The organism is uncultured Streptococcus sp. (assembly GCF_963528215.1).
Classification (GTDB): Bacteria; Bacillota; Bacilli; order Lactobacillales; family Streptococcaceae; genus Streptococcus.
This window is the reverse complement of sequence record NZ_CAURVL010000006.1, coordinates 1-13,747: the sequence shown is the minus strand read 5'-3', so window position 1 is coordinate 13,747 and position 13,747 is coordinate 1. Positions and strand designations below refer to the sequence as shown.

Annotated in this window: 17 protein-coding genes and 1 pseudogene; 4 read left to right on the top strand and 14 right to left on the bottom strand. The window is 44.2% G+C overall.

Going from position 1 to position 13,747, the window contains the following annotated elements; all coding sequences use genetic code 11:
- Nucleotides 1-36: 36 nt before the first annotated feature.
- Nucleotides 37-462: a 50S ribosomal protein L11 gene (gene rplK, locus RWS24_RS03760; protein ID WP_002894851.1), complete on the bottom strand. Its 426-nt coding sequence runs from the start codon at nucleotides 460-462 to the stop codon at nucleotides 37-39.
- A gap of 151 nt (nucleotides 463-613) precedes the next feature.
- Between rplK and RWS24_RS03755 the strand changes: the two genes are divergently transcribed.
- Nucleotides 614-961: a DUF3397 domain-containing protein gene (locus tag RWS24_RS03755; protein ID WP_002897148.1), complete on the top strand. Its 348-nt coding sequence runs from the start codon at nucleotides 614-616 to the stop codon at nucleotides 959-961.
- Nucleotides 962-1,071: 110 nt separating this feature from the next.
- Here the strand turns inward: RWS24_RS03755 and RWS24_RS03750 are convergent, their stop codons facing one another.
- From RWS24_RS03750 to RWS24_RS03740, 3 genes are all read right to left on the bottom strand, one after another.
- Complete coding sequence (locus RWS24_RS03750; protein ID WP_314365536.1) at nucleotides 1,072-1,458, bottom strand: VOC family protein; 387 nt, start codon at nucleotides 1,456-1,458, stop codon at nucleotides 1,072-1,074.
- A 113-nt stretch (nucleotides 1,459-1,571) separates the two neighbouring features.
- Nucleotides 1,572-3,878 carry a DNA translocase FtsK gene (locus RWS24_RS03745; protein ID WP_314365534.1) on the bottom strand — a complete coding sequence of 769 codons (2,307 nt, stop codon included), beginning with the start codon at nucleotides 3,876-3,878 and terminating at the stop codon, nucleotides 1,572-1,574.
- Between the two features lie 130 nt (nucleotides 3,879-4,008).
- The gene (locus RWS24_RS03740) at nucleotides 4,009-4,191 is read right to left on the bottom strand and encodes a PspC domain-containing protein (protein ID WP_002894843.1); all 183 of its coding nucleotides are present in this window, start codon (nucleotides 4,189-4,191) and stop codon (nucleotides 4,009-4,011) included.
- A gap of 227 nt (nucleotides 4,192-4,418) precedes the next feature.
- On the opposite strand from RWS24_RS03740, the gene RWS24_RS03735 reads away from it, so the two are divergent.
- Genes RWS24_RS03735 through RWS24_RS03725 form a run of 3 tightly spaced genes read left to right on the top strand, consistent with a single transcriptional unit; the run spans nucleotide 4,419 to nucleotide 5,983 of the window.
- A complete protein-coding gene (locus RWS24_RS03735) occupies nucleotides 4,419-4,838 on the top strand; it encodes an NUDIX domain-containing protein (protein WP_314365530.1) in 420 nt (139 codons plus the stop codon).
- A 54-nt stretch (nucleotides 4,839-4,892) separates the two neighbouring features.
- Nucleotides 4,893-5,711: a peptidylprolyl isomerase gene (locus tag RWS24_RS03730; protein WP_125338453.1), complete on the top strand. Its 819-nt coding sequence runs from the start codon at nucleotides 4,893-4,895 to the stop codon at nucleotides 5,709-5,711.
- 35 nt (nucleotides 5,712-5,746) lie between these two features.
- Entirely contained in the window at nucleotides 5,747-5,983 is a 237-nt protein-coding gene (locus RWS24_RS03725; RefSeq protein ID WP_314365528.1) for a zinc-ribbon domain-containing protein, read from the top strand.
- 51 nt (nucleotides 5,984-6,034) lie between these two features.
- Here the strand turns inward: RWS24_RS03725 and RWS24_RS03720 are convergent, their stop codons facing one another.
- The 10 genes and pseudogenes from RWS24_RS03720 to RWS24_RS03675 all read right to left on the bottom strand — a co-directional run.
- Nucleotides 6,035-7,576: an ABC-F family ATP-binding cassette domain-containing protein gene (locus RWS24_RS03720; RefSeq protein WP_314365525.1), complete on the bottom strand. Its 1,542-nt coding sequence runs from the start codon at nucleotides 7,574-7,576 to the stop codon at nucleotides 6,035-6,037.
- A 111-nt stretch (nucleotides 7,577-7,687) separates the two neighbouring features.
- Nucleotides 7,688-7,996 (bottom strand): DUF898 family protein, encoded by a 309-nt coding sequence (locus RWS24_RS03715; RefSeq protein ID WP_002899871.1) that lies wholly within the window; start codon nucleotides 7,994-7,996, stop codon nucleotides 7,688-7,690.
- 13 nt (nucleotides 7,997-8,009) lie between these two features.
- Nucleotides 8,010-8,702: a 5'-methylthioadenosine/adenosylhomocysteine nucleosidase gene (locus tag RWS24_RS03710; RefSeq protein WP_314365519.1), complete on the bottom strand. Its 693-nt coding sequence runs from the start codon at nucleotides 8,700-8,702 to the stop codon at nucleotides 8,010-8,012.
- 76 nt (nucleotides 8,703-8,778) lie between these two features.
- Nucleotides 8,779-9,201 carry a cell wall synthase accessory phosphoprotein MacP gene (gene macP / locus RWS24_RS03705; RefSeq protein WP_314365516.1) on the bottom strand — a complete coding sequence of 141 codons (423 nt, stop codon included), beginning with the start codon at nucleotides 9,199-9,201 and terminating at the stop codon, nucleotides 8,779-8,781.
- Between the two features lie 12 nt (nucleotides 9,202-9,213).
- Nucleotides 9,214-9,765, bottom strand: a complete 552-nt coding sequence (locus RWS24_RS03700; RefSeq protein WP_314365514.1) for an NUDIX hydrolase — start codon at nucleotides 9,763-9,765, stop codon at nucleotides 9,214-9,216.
- Between the two features lie 8 nt (nucleotides 9,766-9,773).
- Entirely contained in the window at nucleotides 9,774-11,153 is a 1,380-nt protein-coding gene (gene glmU / locus RWS24_RS03695; RefSeq protein ID WP_314365511.1) for a bifunctional UDP-N-acetylglucosamine diphosphorylase/glucosamine-1-phosphate N-acetyltransferase GlmU, read from the bottom strand.
- 123 nt (nucleotides 11,154-11,276) lie between these two features.
- Nucleotides 11,277-12,071: a hypothetical protein gene (locus RWS24_RS03690; protein ID WP_314365508.1), complete on the bottom strand. Its 795-nt coding sequence runs from the start codon at nucleotides 12,069-12,071 to the stop codon at nucleotides 11,277-11,279.
- Between the two features lie 196 nt (nucleotides 12,072-12,267).
- Nucleotides 12,268-12,894, bottom strand: a complete 627-nt coding sequence (locus RWS24_RS03685; RefSeq protein WP_314365507.1) for a PadR family transcriptional regulator — start codon at nucleotides 12,892-12,894, stop codon at nucleotides 12,268-12,270.
- Between the two features lie 94 nt (nucleotides 12,895-12,988).
- Nucleotides 12,989-13,438 carry an ASCH domain-containing protein gene (locus RWS24_RS03680; protein WP_314365504.1) on the bottom strand — a complete coding sequence of 150 codons (450 nt, stop codon included), beginning with the start codon at nucleotides 13,436-13,438 and terminating at the stop codon, nucleotides 12,989-12,991.
- Nucleotides 13,439-13,466: 28 nt separating this feature from the next.
- Nucleotides 13,467-13,664: pseudogene (locus RWS24_RS03675) on the bottom strand (hypothetical protein); the annotation flags it as partial.
- Nucleotides 13,665-13,747: the final 83 nt, after the last annotated feature.

Here is a 13,747-nt window from a genome sequence, read left to right as displayed (position 1 = left end):
AAGTGTAGTGCGGGCAAATGGGATGAGCGTTATTGATTAGTCAACAACAGTGAATCCCATAGAACGAGCAGTACCTTCAATCATACGCATTGCAGACTCGATGTTTGCAGCGTTCAAATCTGGCATCTTAGTTTCAGCAATTTCTTGTACTTGCGCACGAGTAACTGTTGCAACTTTCGTTTTGTTTGGTTCACCTGAACCTTTTTCAACACCTGCAGCTTTCTTCAAAAGAACAGCAGCTGGCGGAGTCTTAGTCACGAAAGTGAATGATTTGTCTTCGTATACTGAGATAACAACTGGAATAATCATACCAGCTTGATCAGCTGTACGAGCGTTGAACTCCTTAGTGAATCCCATGATGTTGATACCGGCTTGACCAAGCGCAGGACCAACTGGTGGAGCTGGAGTAGCTTTACCAGCAGGGATTTGCAATTTTACAAGTTTTTCGACTTTTTTAGCCATTTTTAAATCCTCCTTTGTGGTTTTGGCGGTAAATAAAGATTTTTACCTCCCACAAGTATGCTTTTCGCATACCTTTCTATTATACACTAAACTTTCTTAAATGCAAGGAATTTTATCTTCTTTTTTGATTTTTTTATGGTAAAATAATCTTATGACACTATTAAAGATTGCTTCGATTTTATTTATCTTTTTAACTTTGATTTTAACCACTATTACTGTGCGAGTTTTTCAATTAAGAAAATACGGTTTAAACTTTGCGGACTTGGCTTTTCCGCTTTTTGTTGTGGAATTTTATATCATTTCAGACAAGGCCTACTATCATAGCTTGCTGCCCCAGCTGACCCTAGCTCTCTCAGTTCTCGCTATCGCCATCACCATCTATTTTCTCAAGAAAAAACGAAGCTTCTACTATCCAAAGTTCTTTAAGTTCTTCTGGCGGGCTGGATTTCTTTTGACCTTCTTCATGTACCTAGCCATGGTCATTGGACTCTTTTTGTAACAATGTAAAACAAAATCCATCGGTTATCAGATAGCCGATGGATTTTTTATATGTGAGATTCACAAGTCATTCTTTTACCGAGAAAAAAGAATCTTCCTATGCTCCTAGTCTTATTCGTGAATCTCCAGAGGCAGGCCGTCCGGATCAAAGAAGAAAGCCATCTTACGACCGTCGAAGTCGTCATAGCGTAGCTCGGTATGAGGAATATCCAAACGGTCAAACTCCGCTAGCATTTCTTCGACATTTGTCACTCGGAAGGCCAGATGCCGCAAACCAGTATGTTCTGGAGAAGGAAAGGCTGGCCGCTTGGGAGCTTCTTCCTTGATAAAAATTTCCAGAGTCAGATTTCCCTTGCGGACATTAAAGAGGATATCCTGCTTGTCCGGCCGGCAGTGCTCATCCAGCTGCTCAAAGCCTAGTTTGTCCACATAAAACTCCCTGAACTTGGCATAATCATGACCGATGATAGCTATATGGTGAATGGTGTCTAGTTTCATACCTTATTTTCCTTTCCTTGGCAATGTGTATGTATAGAAAATCTGCCGGCTGACTGCTGGCAGATTTGTTTTTATCAAATAATTTTCTTTCTAGCAGACTAGTGAAATTAGAATTAATTCGTCTGCAAAACCTTTCTCGGCTTGGTTCCTTCGGCTGGACCGATAACGCCTGCTGCTTCAAGTTCTTCCATAAGACGAGTAGCCCGGTTAAAGCCGACCGAGAGTCGCCGCTGAATCATAGAAGCGCTGGCTTTCTGAGTCTCGATAACCAAAGCCTTGGCTTCTTCAAAGAGGGGATCACCTTCATCGTCGCCCCCACCAGTATCCAAATCACTTTCAGATACTTCACCCGGATCAAAGCTATCGTCATAATCAGCTTCAGCTTGATTCTTGACAAAGGCTACGATTCGCTCCACATCTTCATCTGAGATAAAGGAGCCCTGCAGACGAACCGGATGGTTTTCATCAATAGGCTTAAAGAGCATATCCCCACGCCCCAAGAGTTTTTCTGCTCCATTTTCATCCAGAATGGTCCGACTGTCTGTCCCGCTTGATACAGCAAAGGCAATCCGAGAGGGTACATTGGCCTTGATTAGACCCGAGATAACATCTACAGATGGTCGCTGGGTAGCCAGAATCATGTGAATCCCAGCCGCACGCGCTTTTTGTCCCAACCGGATAATGGCGTCTTCCACTTCCTTGCTGGCCACCATCATAAGGTCAGCCAACTCATCCACAATGACGACGATTAAAGGCAGGGGAACCTGCTTGTACTCTGACTGAGCATTGTACTCGGCTACTTTAGCATTATAGCCAGCAATGTTACGGGCACCGACCTTGGAGAAGAGTTCATAGCGGTTTTCCATCTCGTCTACAACCTTCTGGAGGGCGCGGCTAGCCTTACGTGGATTGGTCACGACTGGGATCAGCAAGTGAGGAATGTCATTATAAACGGACAGTTCCACCATCTTTGGATCCACCATCATAAACTTGACTTCATCCGGTCTGGCCTTCATGAGAATGCTGGCAATAATACCGTTGACGGCCACAGATTTACCAGAGCCAGTAGAGCCCGCTACCAAGAGATGGGGCATCTTAGCCAAGTCAAAGGAGCGAACAGATCCGTTGACAGCCTTACCGAGAGGAATTTCTAGAAGCTTACTAGCATCCGTCTTCGACTGGTCCCAAAGCTCTCGGAAAGTTACAGTTGCAACTTCAGAGTTGGGTACTTCAATCCCGACAAGAGATTTCCCAGGAATCGGCGCTTCAATCCGCACATCCTTAGCAGCTAGGGCAAGAGCCAAGTCATCAGCCAGATTGGAAATCCGATTGACCCGAACACCAACAGCTGGCTTGACCTCGTACTTAGTGACGGAAGGTCCGATTTCAGCCCGCTCAACAGCAGCCTTGATGCCAAAACTAGCAAAGGTTTCTTCCAAAATCTTAATATTGTCTCGGACAATGCGCTTTTCTTTAGACTGGTTTTTAGGCTTGTCAGGCGCAAAGAGGTTGATGGTCGGCAGCTTGTAGTCCAGACTTTCCTTGGCGGTGAAGTCCACTTCTACGTCCACGTCCGCGTCTGCCTCCTCCATCTCTTCTTCGCGACCAAAGTCCAGAGGCTCATGAGGGTCATACTCTCCTATTTCCTCATAGTCTGCTTCGTCAAAGTCCACAGCTGTTTCTGACAAGTCCTCGTCATCTAAAATCTCTCCTGTTTCAGGATTGACTTCAGCTTCCTCTTGCTCTACTTCAATGGCTTGCATAGCTGCCTGTGCAGCTTTTTCTTCCTGCTCCAGGAAACGGAGCTGACGCTTTTCTTCCTGCTTTTCTCTCCAATTTTGAAAAGCTGCCATAGCCTTTTCTGAAATGTCATAGATAGACCAAGGGCTCATAAGCAGACCGCCCAAAAGAATGAGCAGCAGGCCGAAGAAATAAGAACCGATATTTGAAAAAAGGAAAGAGATAGGTGCGTACAGGAGAGAGCCCAGCAGGCCGCCACCCGCGAAGGAGCTGACCTTAAAGGCTGTCAGATCAGTCAAGACCCTGCCTAGAGTTGTGGATAAGACAGCTGCCCCTTCTAGCTTCAACACACTGACGAAATAAGCTTGGAAAATTAACTCCAGTCCCAAAAAGAGGCTGATAAATCCTGAAACCTTCCCCTCGTGCTTATGCAGCCACTTGAAAAAAAAGAGATAGCCAAAGCTGGCCAGAATAGCCAGATAAGCTAAGCTTCCCACCAAGAGGCGAATCATATTATAAATGGTGACTCCAAAGGCGCCCAGCTTAATTGCTGCAAACAAAAGAATAAGAGCCAATACAAAGGTGGCAATCATTCTCTTTATTGCTTTTTGTCTTTCTAATTCTGCTTTTGTCGGCCGACGAGTTGTCCGGCCTTTTTTCGTGTTTTTCTTAGTTGCCATAACCCTTATTATACCATATTTGAGCCTTAGATGAGAAATCTTTTATCTAAATCAGAAGCAAAAAAACTTATTTATCCACGCAAAAAGAACTGGGCTAACCAGTTCTCATTTCACTATCACAAAATTCTTATTAAGCCTCTGGCATAACCGCCCAAGCAATCAAGTAAGCCAAAACACCTGTACCTGCCACACAGACCAAAAGAATCCAAATAACACGGACCAAGGTTGGATCTAAATCAAAGTAGTTTGCGATACCAGCACATACACCAGCGATTTTCTTGTTTTTGACATCTCTTGTCAGTCTTTTCTCCATGGAAAACACTCCTTATTATTTTTACTCTGTTTATTTTACCATAACATCTCTCAATGCACAAGTTCGCCTGCTATTAAGCTCTCTCTTCAGATAAAATTTAATTACATCAAGATGAATTTGTTCACTCTACCATACTTTTAACAAGTCCAAGCAAAACTCTTGTTCTTGTGTTAGAATAAAAGGAAATTCTAATTAGTAAACAGTAAAAATATTTCAGGAGGAAGATAATGCGAGCCGGAGTCATTCTTTTCAATCCCCAAACTAAGCAAATACTGCTCATCCACCGCTGGAAAAATGGAGAAGAGTATTTTGTGATACCGGGCGGCAGGGCTGAGTCAGGTGAGACTGCAGTCCAAGCAGCCCAGCGAGAAATTCAGGAAGAGCTGGGTTGGAGCTTGTCTGAAAAGCAGCTGCAGCCAGCCTTTACTTTCAGAAATGGCCAACGCCTAGAAATCTATTTCCATGCCACTATCAGCCATACATCAGCTCCAATGATTCAGGGTGAGGAAGCCCTTCGCAGGCATGCCCAGAATATCTATCAACCCGAATGGCTAGACATAGAAGCAATTTGCGGCCTGAACTTACGGCCAGCAGGACTTAAAAATCTGCTTCTGGATTGTCTGACACAGGAGGGTTTGAAAAACTAGCCTAATTGTAGTAAAATATCAGTAGTTTACAATCAAATGTGAGAAAGGTTTTATATGAAAAAAATTCTTCTTATCGGCCTCTTATCAGGATTTATCTTGGCTGGCTGCTCTGGTAAAGGCAAAGAAGAGGAGACTACTAGCTCCTCCAACTCATCCAGCAGTTCCTCTCTAGTGAGCTCTAGCTCTGATCCAGAGGAAACCAGCAAACTCCGTGAGCAATTCAAGGATGCCATGACCAACGAAAATGCCAACTTCCCGCAGCTGTCTACAGAAGTTGCTGAAGATGAAGCGGAGGTCAAGTTGGTAACGACTGAAGGCGATATCCGCATCAAGCTCTTTCCAAAACAAGCCCCACTAGCCGTTGAAAACTTCCTGACCCATGCCAAGGAAGGCTACTATGACGGCGTTTTATTCCACCGCGTTATCAATGAATTTATGATTCAGACCGGAGACCCTAAAGGTGACGGCACTGGAGGCGAGTCTATCTGGAAGGGAAAAGACAAGTCTAAAGACTCTGGAAACGGCTTTAAAAATGAGTATTCTCCATATCTCTATAATATTCGTGGTGCCCTATCCATGGCCAATGCAGGCCCTGGTACCAATGGCAGTCAGTTCTTCATCAACCAAAGCAAGAAAGACCTGTCTAGCCAAATGTCTACGGATTCCTTCCCTGCTAAAATCATCGAAGCCTATAAAAACGGTGGAAATCCTACTTTAGATGGCGGAGCTTATACCGTATTTGGTCAAGTGCTGGAAGGTATGGATGTGGTCGACAAAATCGCTGCCGCAGAAACAGACGACAATGACAAGCCTAAAAAAGATATCAAGATTGAAAAAATCGAGATTATCAAGGACTATGACTTCAGCAAATAAGCTTGCTGCCCAACCAATAAAGGAGGGAAATCAATATGATTATCTGGGGATATAAAGGTTATCAGAAAAACTTAGGACAGACCCAAAGCAATATCGAGTGTGCCAACTGCCACAATGTCGCACCTTGGGACATTATTGAAACCGGCCGAAAGTTTACACTTTATTGGATTCCTACCTTTCCTTACGGTAGAAATCATTACCTCACCTGCCCTGTCTGTCAGCATGGCAAACAGATTGAAAAGCAGGAAATAGAGCAGTTTTTGAATTATTAGTAATAGAAAGAGACGACTCGCAATGAACCGTCTCTTTTCTTTTGTTTAGTATTAAGTCAACTGGTTAAAATCCCAGATCTGATCCATCCAGCCTTCATAGAAATCAGGCTCATGGCAGACCATGAGAATGCTGCCCTTGTATTCTTTCAGAGCTCGTTTGAGCTCCTCCTTGGCATCGACATCTAGGTGGTTGGTCGGCTCGTCCAGAACCAGAACATTATTTTCTCGGTTCATGAGGAGGCAAAGTCGGACCTTGGCCTGCTCTCCACCTGAAAGGACCTGGATCTGGCTCTCGATGTGCTTGGAAGTCAGGCCACATCTGGCCAGAGCTGCTCGGACTTCTGCTTGGTTAAGGGCCGGAAAGGCGTTCCAGACTGCTTCCAGCGGTGTCTGACGATTGCCGCCTTCGACTTCCTGCTCGAAATAGCCCAGCTCCAGATAGTCCCCGCGCTCGACTTGACCTTCGATAGGCGGGATAATCCCTAGCAAACTCTTGAGCAGGGTCGTTTTCCCAATCCCATTTGCCCCGATGATAGCCACCTTCTGATTGCGCTCAAAGGTCAGGTTAAGGGGCTGGGTCAGCGGTCGGTCGTAACCAATCTGCAAATTCTCAGCCTGAAAGATAAAACGGCCAGGTGTGCGGGCAGGCTTGAAGTCAAAGGTAGGCTTTGGCTTCTCACTCTGCAACTCGATGATGTCCATCTTATCCAGCTTTTTTTGGCGGGACATGGCCATATTACGGGTCGCTACGCGGGCTTTATTGCGAGCTACAAAGTCCTTGAGGTCCGCAATTTCTTTCTGTTGACGCTCATAGGCCGCTTCCAGCTGAGATTTTTTCATCTCATAGACTTCCTGGAATTGATAGTAGTCGCCAGAATAGCGGGTCAAGTGCTGATTTTCCACATGGTAGACGATATTAATCACGTCATTCAAGAAAGGAATATCATGCGAGATTAGAACAAAGGAATTTTCATAGTTCTGTAAGTAACGCTTGAGCCAATCAATGTGCTCAGCATCCAGATAGTTGGTTGGCTCGTCCAAGAGCAGGATATCTGGTTTTTCAAGAAGCAGCTTGGCCAAGAGAACCTTGGTCCGCTGTCCACCAGATAGCTCCATCACATCACTCTCCATACCGTAGTCCATAACACCCAGTGCCCGTGCGACCTCGTCAATCTTGGCATCTAGAGTATAGAAATCTCGACTCTCCAAGCGGTCCTGCAGCTCGCCCACTTCTTCCATCAGGGCATCAACATCAGCTCCTTCCTCAGCCATACTCATATAGACTTCATTGATACGAGTCTCGGTCTTGAAAAGCTCGTCAAAGGCCGTACGCAAGACATCACGGACAGACTGACCTTGCTCCAGCACAGCATGCTGGTCCAGATAGCCAGCCGTCACATACTTGGACCACTCGACCTTACCTTCGTCTGGCAGCATTTTACCCGTCACAATGCTCATAAAGGTTGACTTTCCCTCGCCATTGGCACCGACCAGGCCGATATGCTCACCCTTGAGCAGGCGGAAGGATATATCCTCAAAAATAGCCCGGTCTCCAAAACCGTGGCTGAGATTTTTTACTTCTAAAATACTCATTTTTTCTCCTCTATCATTGATTGCAGTTCCTTGATTATACCATCAAAAGGGATTTTTTGGCAAGACAGAAGAAAAGGAAAAGCGAGCCACTGAAGTCTCGCTTGCTTATTCTCAATTCGCATGATGTGTATGCTTGGTAATCCACTGGGTCAGTTTGATTTTCAGCCAAAAGCCATAAATACCAAAAGTAACAATGGTCAGGAGCCACCACTTGATCCAATTTCCAAAAAGCTGCATAGCAGTACCGTCAAAGTAAAGACGGTGCCCGTCAATAACTGTATGTTTTATCTTCCAATTATATAGAATGCACATGCCCCAAGGTGCACAAATTCCCAGCGTAAATACTGTAATCAAGGTAGCTAAAATCACATGACCGATGTAAGAAAAGAGACCACCATCAAAATAAGACTCTTTGTACATACTATCTCCCCCTTTAAACCAACTCTTTCAGAAATTGAATCAGGGTTTCTGCCGAGCGTTTACCAGCTTCAAGAATAAATTCATCAAAAGTGACATTTGCATCATGGCTAGCTGTGTCGCTCATGGCTCGAATAACCATAAAAGGCAGACCAATCGAATGTGTAGCTTGAGCAATAGCTGCTCCTTCCATCTCAACAGCCAGGACATCTGGAAAATGCTCCTTGATGCGGTCAATCTTGTCTTGACCTGCAACAAAGCTGTCACCTGTCGCAATCAAACCTACTCTTGCATTTTGATGGGTTTTTTCCAAAATTTTCTTCATCTCAGCAACCAGATAGCGGCTTGCTTCAAAATAGAGTGGCTGCCGCGCCATCTGACCATAGTCATAGCCAAAGGCCGTCACATCCACATCATAGTAGACCAGACGATCTGCGACCACCACATCGCCGATAGCTAGACCTTCTGCCACTGCTCCAGCTGAGCCTGTATTAATCACGGCTGTAACCTTGAAGTCATTGACCAAAACAGCCACACTCATAGCGGACATAACTTTGCCAATCCCACTTTCGACCAACACCACTTCATGGTAGCCGATGGTTCCTGTATGATAGACATGTCCCAAACGCAGGTGCTTCTTTGGATTTTCTAAATGCTCCAGCAGAATCTTCAATTCCTCAGGCATGGCTGCGATAATTCCAATTTTCATATAATACCTCAAATCATCTGATGAAAAAGAAGCTTAGACAGGCTAGGCTTCCTTTTAAGTGCAATAGAGCAGGTCTTTAAGGCCACCAAATAATAGCAGCAATCAAACCAATCAGCAGGATGACTACCCAAAGGAGAATCTTATTGAGTTTGGCTTGAAAGAGGCTCCGCTTTTGGTTTTCAATCCGACGGCTCTTAGTCACGGTCGGATCTACCTCAATGTGCAGAGTCTCATCTGTAAACTCCTCTTGGTTTTGAGCAGTCTGATAGCCAAAACGACTCTGATTCTGCTGAGACCGAGCTTCTCCATAACCAAAGCGGTTTTGAGGACTCTGATAACCAAACTGAGTATCCTGTTGGCTAGACTGCTGCGAGCTAAAGGAGCTTCTGCCAGTTGAAAGAATCTTGGTTTCCTCGTCATCTATGAGAGGCGGCCCCGAAATATCCTCACCGCGGTTAGCCCGCTCAATGATTTCATCTGTTAATAAAGCTTTTCCCATTGATCTACGTTCCTATTTATTCAGATTTTTTTGTTCCCAGTACTGAAGGGCCATGATGGTCTTGGCATCACAGATATCACCGTTTTGCAGCAACTTATGTGCCTCCTCCAGACTGACTTCAAAAAGTTCCAATGTTTCATCCTCGTCTTGGGGACGAGGGTTTTCGACCTTTGTTAAATGGCTGGCGCTGTAGAGCTTGATTTTTTCATTGCAAAAACCGATAGCAGAGTAGAAATCATAGACCAACTCCAGCTGTCCAGTGTAGCCTGTCTCTTCTTCTAATTCTCGGAGGGCAGCCGCTTGGGGATTTGCATTCTCTCCTAGCTCAAGCTTACCAGCTGGAATCTCGTAAGAAGTCGCTTCAATCGCCTTGCGGTACTGCTTGACTAAAATCATCTTGTTTTCCGGAGTGATAGCAATCACAGCCACAGCACCATTATGAAAAATCAAATCCCGTTGGGCTTGACCCTTACCCTCTGGCAGCTCTACCTGGTCCTGGACCACTTTAAAAATCGGTCCCTGATAAATTTCTATACGTTGGACGGTTTTTTCTTCAAATTCCATGACTGAACCTACTTATTTTGAGGGTGATGAGGAAGTCGCTTAGCATAATCTTCCTTGTTAATCTGACGGCCACGTCCCAAAGCGATGGCATCTGCTGGTACGTCCTTGGTAATAGTAGAACCCGCACCTACCAGTGAGTTATCACCCAGCTCAACTGGGGCAATAATGGTCGAGTTAGAACCAACAAAGACATTGTCGCCAATGATAGTCTTGTACTTCTTCTGGCCATCATAATTGACCGTAATCGTACCTGCACCAAAGTTGACATTAGCGCCAACTTCAGAGTTTCCAATGTAGGTCAAATGACCAGCCTTGGTATTTTCGCCAATTGACGATCCTTTAACTTCTACAAAGTTTCCGACATGAACATCCTTGGCCAGACTAGAACCCGGACGAATGTGAGCGTAAGGTCCAACCGTTACTCCATCCGCAACAATTGACTCCTCAATCATAGAATTGGTGATCACAGTCCGCTCTCCAATGACAGAGTCCACGATGTAGGTACCATTGGTCAGGATGGTCTCTGCCCCAATCTTGGTCTGACCTTTCAAGGTCACATTTGCTTCAACTTGAACCTCTGGCGCAATTTCTACATCCACATCGATGTAGGTAGCATCTGGATTGACAAAGCTGACACCGCTAACCATATGTTGCTGGTTAATCCGGCGGCGCATAATGCTTTCAGCTGTCGCCAAAGCCACGCGGTCATTAACCCCCAGACTCTCATCAAAGTCTTTCAGCGTATAAGCGCCGACTTTTTCACCATTTTCACGGAAAATGCCAATCACATCTGTAATATAGTATTCGCCTTGAGCATTATTGGTATTGATGTTTTTGAGGGCCTCAAAGAGTCGGGCATTATCAAAGACGTAAGTCCCTGTATTGATTTCCTTGATTTGCTGCTCAAAGTCAGAAGCATCCTTCTGCTCGACAATTTTCAAAACTTCCTCGTGCTGGTTGCGAACGATACGGCCGTATCCGAAAGGATTATCTGCTTCTGCTGTCAAGATAGTCGCAACATTCTTGTGGTTGATATGAAAATCAATCAGATTTTTCAGGCTTTCTCCTGTAATCAGGGGAGTGTCACCAGCAATGACCAGCGTCTGACCTGTCAGATTTTCCAAAACAGGCTCTGCCATCATAACGGCATGCCCCGTTCCCAACTGCTCAGTCTGACGGACAAAGTCTGTCTGACCTGCCAAGACTTGCTCAACTAGCTCCGCCTTATGGCCAACAACTGTCACGGTCTTCTCTGGCTCAATAGCATTGACACTGCGAAAAACATGTTCCAGCATGGAAATTCCTGCAACCTTATGCAGAACCTTTGGTAAATCTGACTTCATGCGAGTCCCTTTACCCGCAGCCAAAATAATCGCGTAATTTGTCATCAATTATCTCTTTTCTGTAGGATATCACCTTTATTATATCACTAAAAGGTAATTTTTAAAAATTAAAATCAAGATACCAGAGAAAATGCTACAATAAAAGCCTTTCGCACAAAAAATCAGCCTTTAAACAGCTGATTTTGCTTCTTTTTCTTTGATTTTCTTTGGAAGATGAACTTTTGCTTTGCCATAGTCCTTGAAGACCGCCCGCTGCTTGAAGTAAATCAATTCTCCATCTAAAGCTGTATCTTCGTCCAAATCCATAGTCATATCAATAGAGCGAATGGTCCGAGTCTTAGGGTCAACCACAAAGGCAACCTGACACTTCTCAATATCGATGGTCGTATCATAATGTTCATCATTATAAGCAAAGTAGAAGGCATCGATAAGGTCATAGGCCAAATCACCTTCTGCTGTCACCGAAAACTCATAGCCGCCTTCCACTTTCTTCTTAGTCAGTTCTGACTCATTATCTACCATGACCTGCAGCAAAGCCTTAAAAGAGGACATGCCCGAATAGCCATCAATATGTTTCCGGGAGTCGGTGTCATCAATGGTCTCAAAGCCGTCTTTTTCTTCCAAGTACATCCGATCTTCACTGAAATAATGGGTCAGTTCTTGATCATCATAGGTTTCATAAAGCTTAGCTAAATAAGGTGATTCTGAAACGGTCAGCTGTTTAACGGTCTCAGCTTTTCTTTTTTTGTAGCCTTCTAGATAGGTCGACTCAGACAGCCGATCCATGTAGAAGCTATCATGGTCGAATTTTTTCAAGGATGCATCCACTACAGCTGACAGCTTAAAGCGGGATTCAAGAGCTTCTGCGATTCCTCCAGGTTTAAAGTAGGTATAAAGAAAGGTTCCGCCAATCAGTACAAAGCAGACACAGCCGTAAATGATAAAAAAATGAACCTTCTTCAAAACCAATCCTCCTAGAAGCCTTCTGTCGTTTTATAGCTTATATTATAAGCTTTTTTAGACCTATTTTCAATCTTTTTCAGAAACGGTCTTTGTAGACTGTAGCGGAAGAAATGCTAATTGGTTTTTCAAACTCTCAAAGTCATTGCCAAATGTATCGACATGGCAAGTATCCACTGCTTTTCAAATACTTAATATCTCAGTCCTCTTTCTCATTTTCAGCCAACTGCTGGCGAAGCTTGCTAAACCATTCCAACTGAAAGCGGGCCGAATCCAGCCCAAATTCGAGCGTCTTTATTTCAAAATAACCAATCTGGGAAATACTTTCAGCTAAATCAGCCGCCTGACTGGTCTCTATCAGCTCTGTAGCCAGATGGCTGTTCTGCTCTAGATAGGCCTTTACTTTTTCCTGTTCCTCTGTAAAACGAATCGCGTCTTTGACAGCTTCAAACTCTTGGACTTCAACTTCCAGTCCCTCAATGGTCAAATCCAGCATCTGGAGCTGCTCTTTCTTAGGTAGATAACCCATAAAGAGGAATTTCCCCAAGTCCATATTCTTGTTCTTGCTCATGTCGATAGGCGTTTTAAGCCACTCCAAAAACAAGATTCGTCCCGAAGCGGTAATGGCATATTCCTTCTTCATTTTTCCTTTTTCTACATACTCCGAATAAGTCACTGCTCCTTGCTGGGACAGTTTTTTTAAGGCTGCTTGGATACTACCTAGACTGTCACTGCACATAGAGCTGAAATTTTGCCGCATCACCTGACGAATTTCATAAACTGTAAAATGTTTTATCATGAGTAAGCCTAAAATTAATTTGTCCATTTCTCCTCCAAATTACGATTTCTTTATATACCTAATAGTAACATTTTTGTTTCGATTTATCAAGGACAAACAAAAAGCCTATTCAAAAATAGACTTAAGCTTGATCCAGCGGATAGACCTTGCGAAATTCTTCTAGGACGACACCCATTTCTTGGGAAAATTCCAAATCGGCTTCCACCAGACACTCCGTAAAAAATTCCTCATGGACTTGCTGCCAGTAGGCCAAGGATTTGTCTCCTTCTCCTTCCTTAAAGGCGTGTTCGGCTGAAACCTCATTAAAAGGTAGCACAGAGACTTTGGTGATTTCAACGATACAGACTCCCCTATCCTGACTGTCTAAAATGACATCAAAGCTTCCTACCTGTGGCAAGGGCTCATTTCCAAGCTTATAGAGCTCATAGGCCGAAACCGTCGCTGTCTTCTCACCACGTAGCACCAAATCAGCCAGTTGGTCTGCTTGGACACCGAAGGCCCAGGCATCAATCTCGTCGCCAATTTCTGGATTGATTTTCTTATATGCCTGCCACATTTCTTTTGGGGTCATCATCTCTCCTGTCTTTCTAAAATGATAATTATTGTTTATAAGCATCTTCCTTCAAAACTGGATCTTTATCAAAATCCATAAAGTCATCATGCCCATAATAGTAAAGTAGAGCCTGTAGACACTCTTGATCAGTCGCTTCTGCTTTCTGCTCCATGACTGACAAGAGAACATCCGCAAAATCTTCACCGTAATAAATCAACTCCAGCTCCTGCTCCCTTACTTGTCTTTGGACTCATTGAAGATACCATTTCTTATGTAAATCCTATTTTTCAAACTGTTTTTAAGACCTTCTTGAAAAACAAGGATAAG

What these genes read in the sequence shown, in the direction of transcription:
- rplK (WP_002894851.1), bottom strand. Translation starts at nt 462, where the DNA reads ATGGCTAAAAAAGTCGAAAAACTTGTAAAATTGCAAATCCCTGCTGGT.
- RWS24_RS03755 (WP_002897148.1), top strand. Translation starts at nt 614, where the DNA reads ATGACACTATTAAAGATTGCTTCGATTTTATTTATCTTTTTAACTTTG.
- RWS24_RS03750 (WP_314365536.1), bottom strand. Translation starts at nt 1,458, where the DNA reads ATGAAACTAGACACCATTCACCATATAGCTATCATCGGTCATGATTAT.
- RWS24_RS03745 (WP_314365534.1), bottom strand. Translation starts at nt 3,878, where the DNA reads ATGGCAACTAAGAAAAACACGAAAAAAGGCCGGACAACTCGTCGGCCG.
- RWS24_RS03740 (WP_002894843.1), bottom strand. Translation starts at nt 4,191, where the DNA reads ATGGAGAAAAGACTGACAAGAGATGTCAAAAACAAGAAAATCGCTGGT.
- RWS24_RS03735 (WP_314365530.1), top strand. Translation starts at nt 4,419, where the DNA reads ATGCGAGCCGGAGTCATTCTTTTCAATCCCCAAACTAAGCAAATACTG.
- RWS24_RS03730 (WP_125338453.1), top strand. Translation starts at nt 4,893, where the DNA reads ATGAAAAAAATTCTTCTTATCGGCCTCTTATCAGGATTTATCTTGGCT.
- RWS24_RS03725 (WP_314365528.1), top strand. Translation starts at nt 5,747, where the DNA reads ATGATTATCTGGGGATATAAAGGTTATCAGAAAAACTTAGGACAGACC.
- RWS24_RS03720 (WP_314365525.1), bottom strand. Translation starts at nt 7,576, where the DNA reads ATGAGTATTTTAGAAGTAAAAAATCTCAGCCACGGTTTTGGAGACCGG.
- RWS24_RS03715 (WP_002899871.1), bottom strand. Translation starts at nt 7,996, where the DNA reads ATGTACAAAGAGTCTTATTTTGATGGTGGTCTCTTTTCTTACATCGGT.
- RWS24_RS03710 (WP_314365519.1), bottom strand. Translation starts at nt 8,702, where the DNA reads ATGAAAATTGGAATTATCGCAGCCATGCCTGAGGAATTGAAGATTCTG.
- macP (WP_314365516.1), bottom strand. Translation starts at nt 9,201, where the DNA reads ATGGGAAAAGCTTTATTAACAGATGAAATCATTGAGCGGGCTAACCGC.
- RWS24_RS03700 (WP_314365514.1), bottom strand. Translation starts at nt 9,765, where the DNA reads ATGGAATTTGAAGAAAAAACCGTCCAACGTATAGAAATTTATCAGGGA.
- glmU (WP_314365511.1), bottom strand. Translation starts at nt 11,153, where the DNA reads ATGACAAATTACGCGATTATTTTGGCTGCGGGTAAAGGGACTCGCATG.
- RWS24_RS03685 (WP_314365507.1), bottom strand. Translation starts at nt 12,894, where the DNA reads ATGGACAAATTAATTTTAGGCTTACTCATGATAAAACATTTTACAGTT.
- RWS24_RS03680 (WP_314365504.1), bottom strand. Translation starts at nt 13,438, where the DNA reads ATGACCCCAAAAGAAATGTGGCAGGCATATAAGAAAATCAATCCAGAA.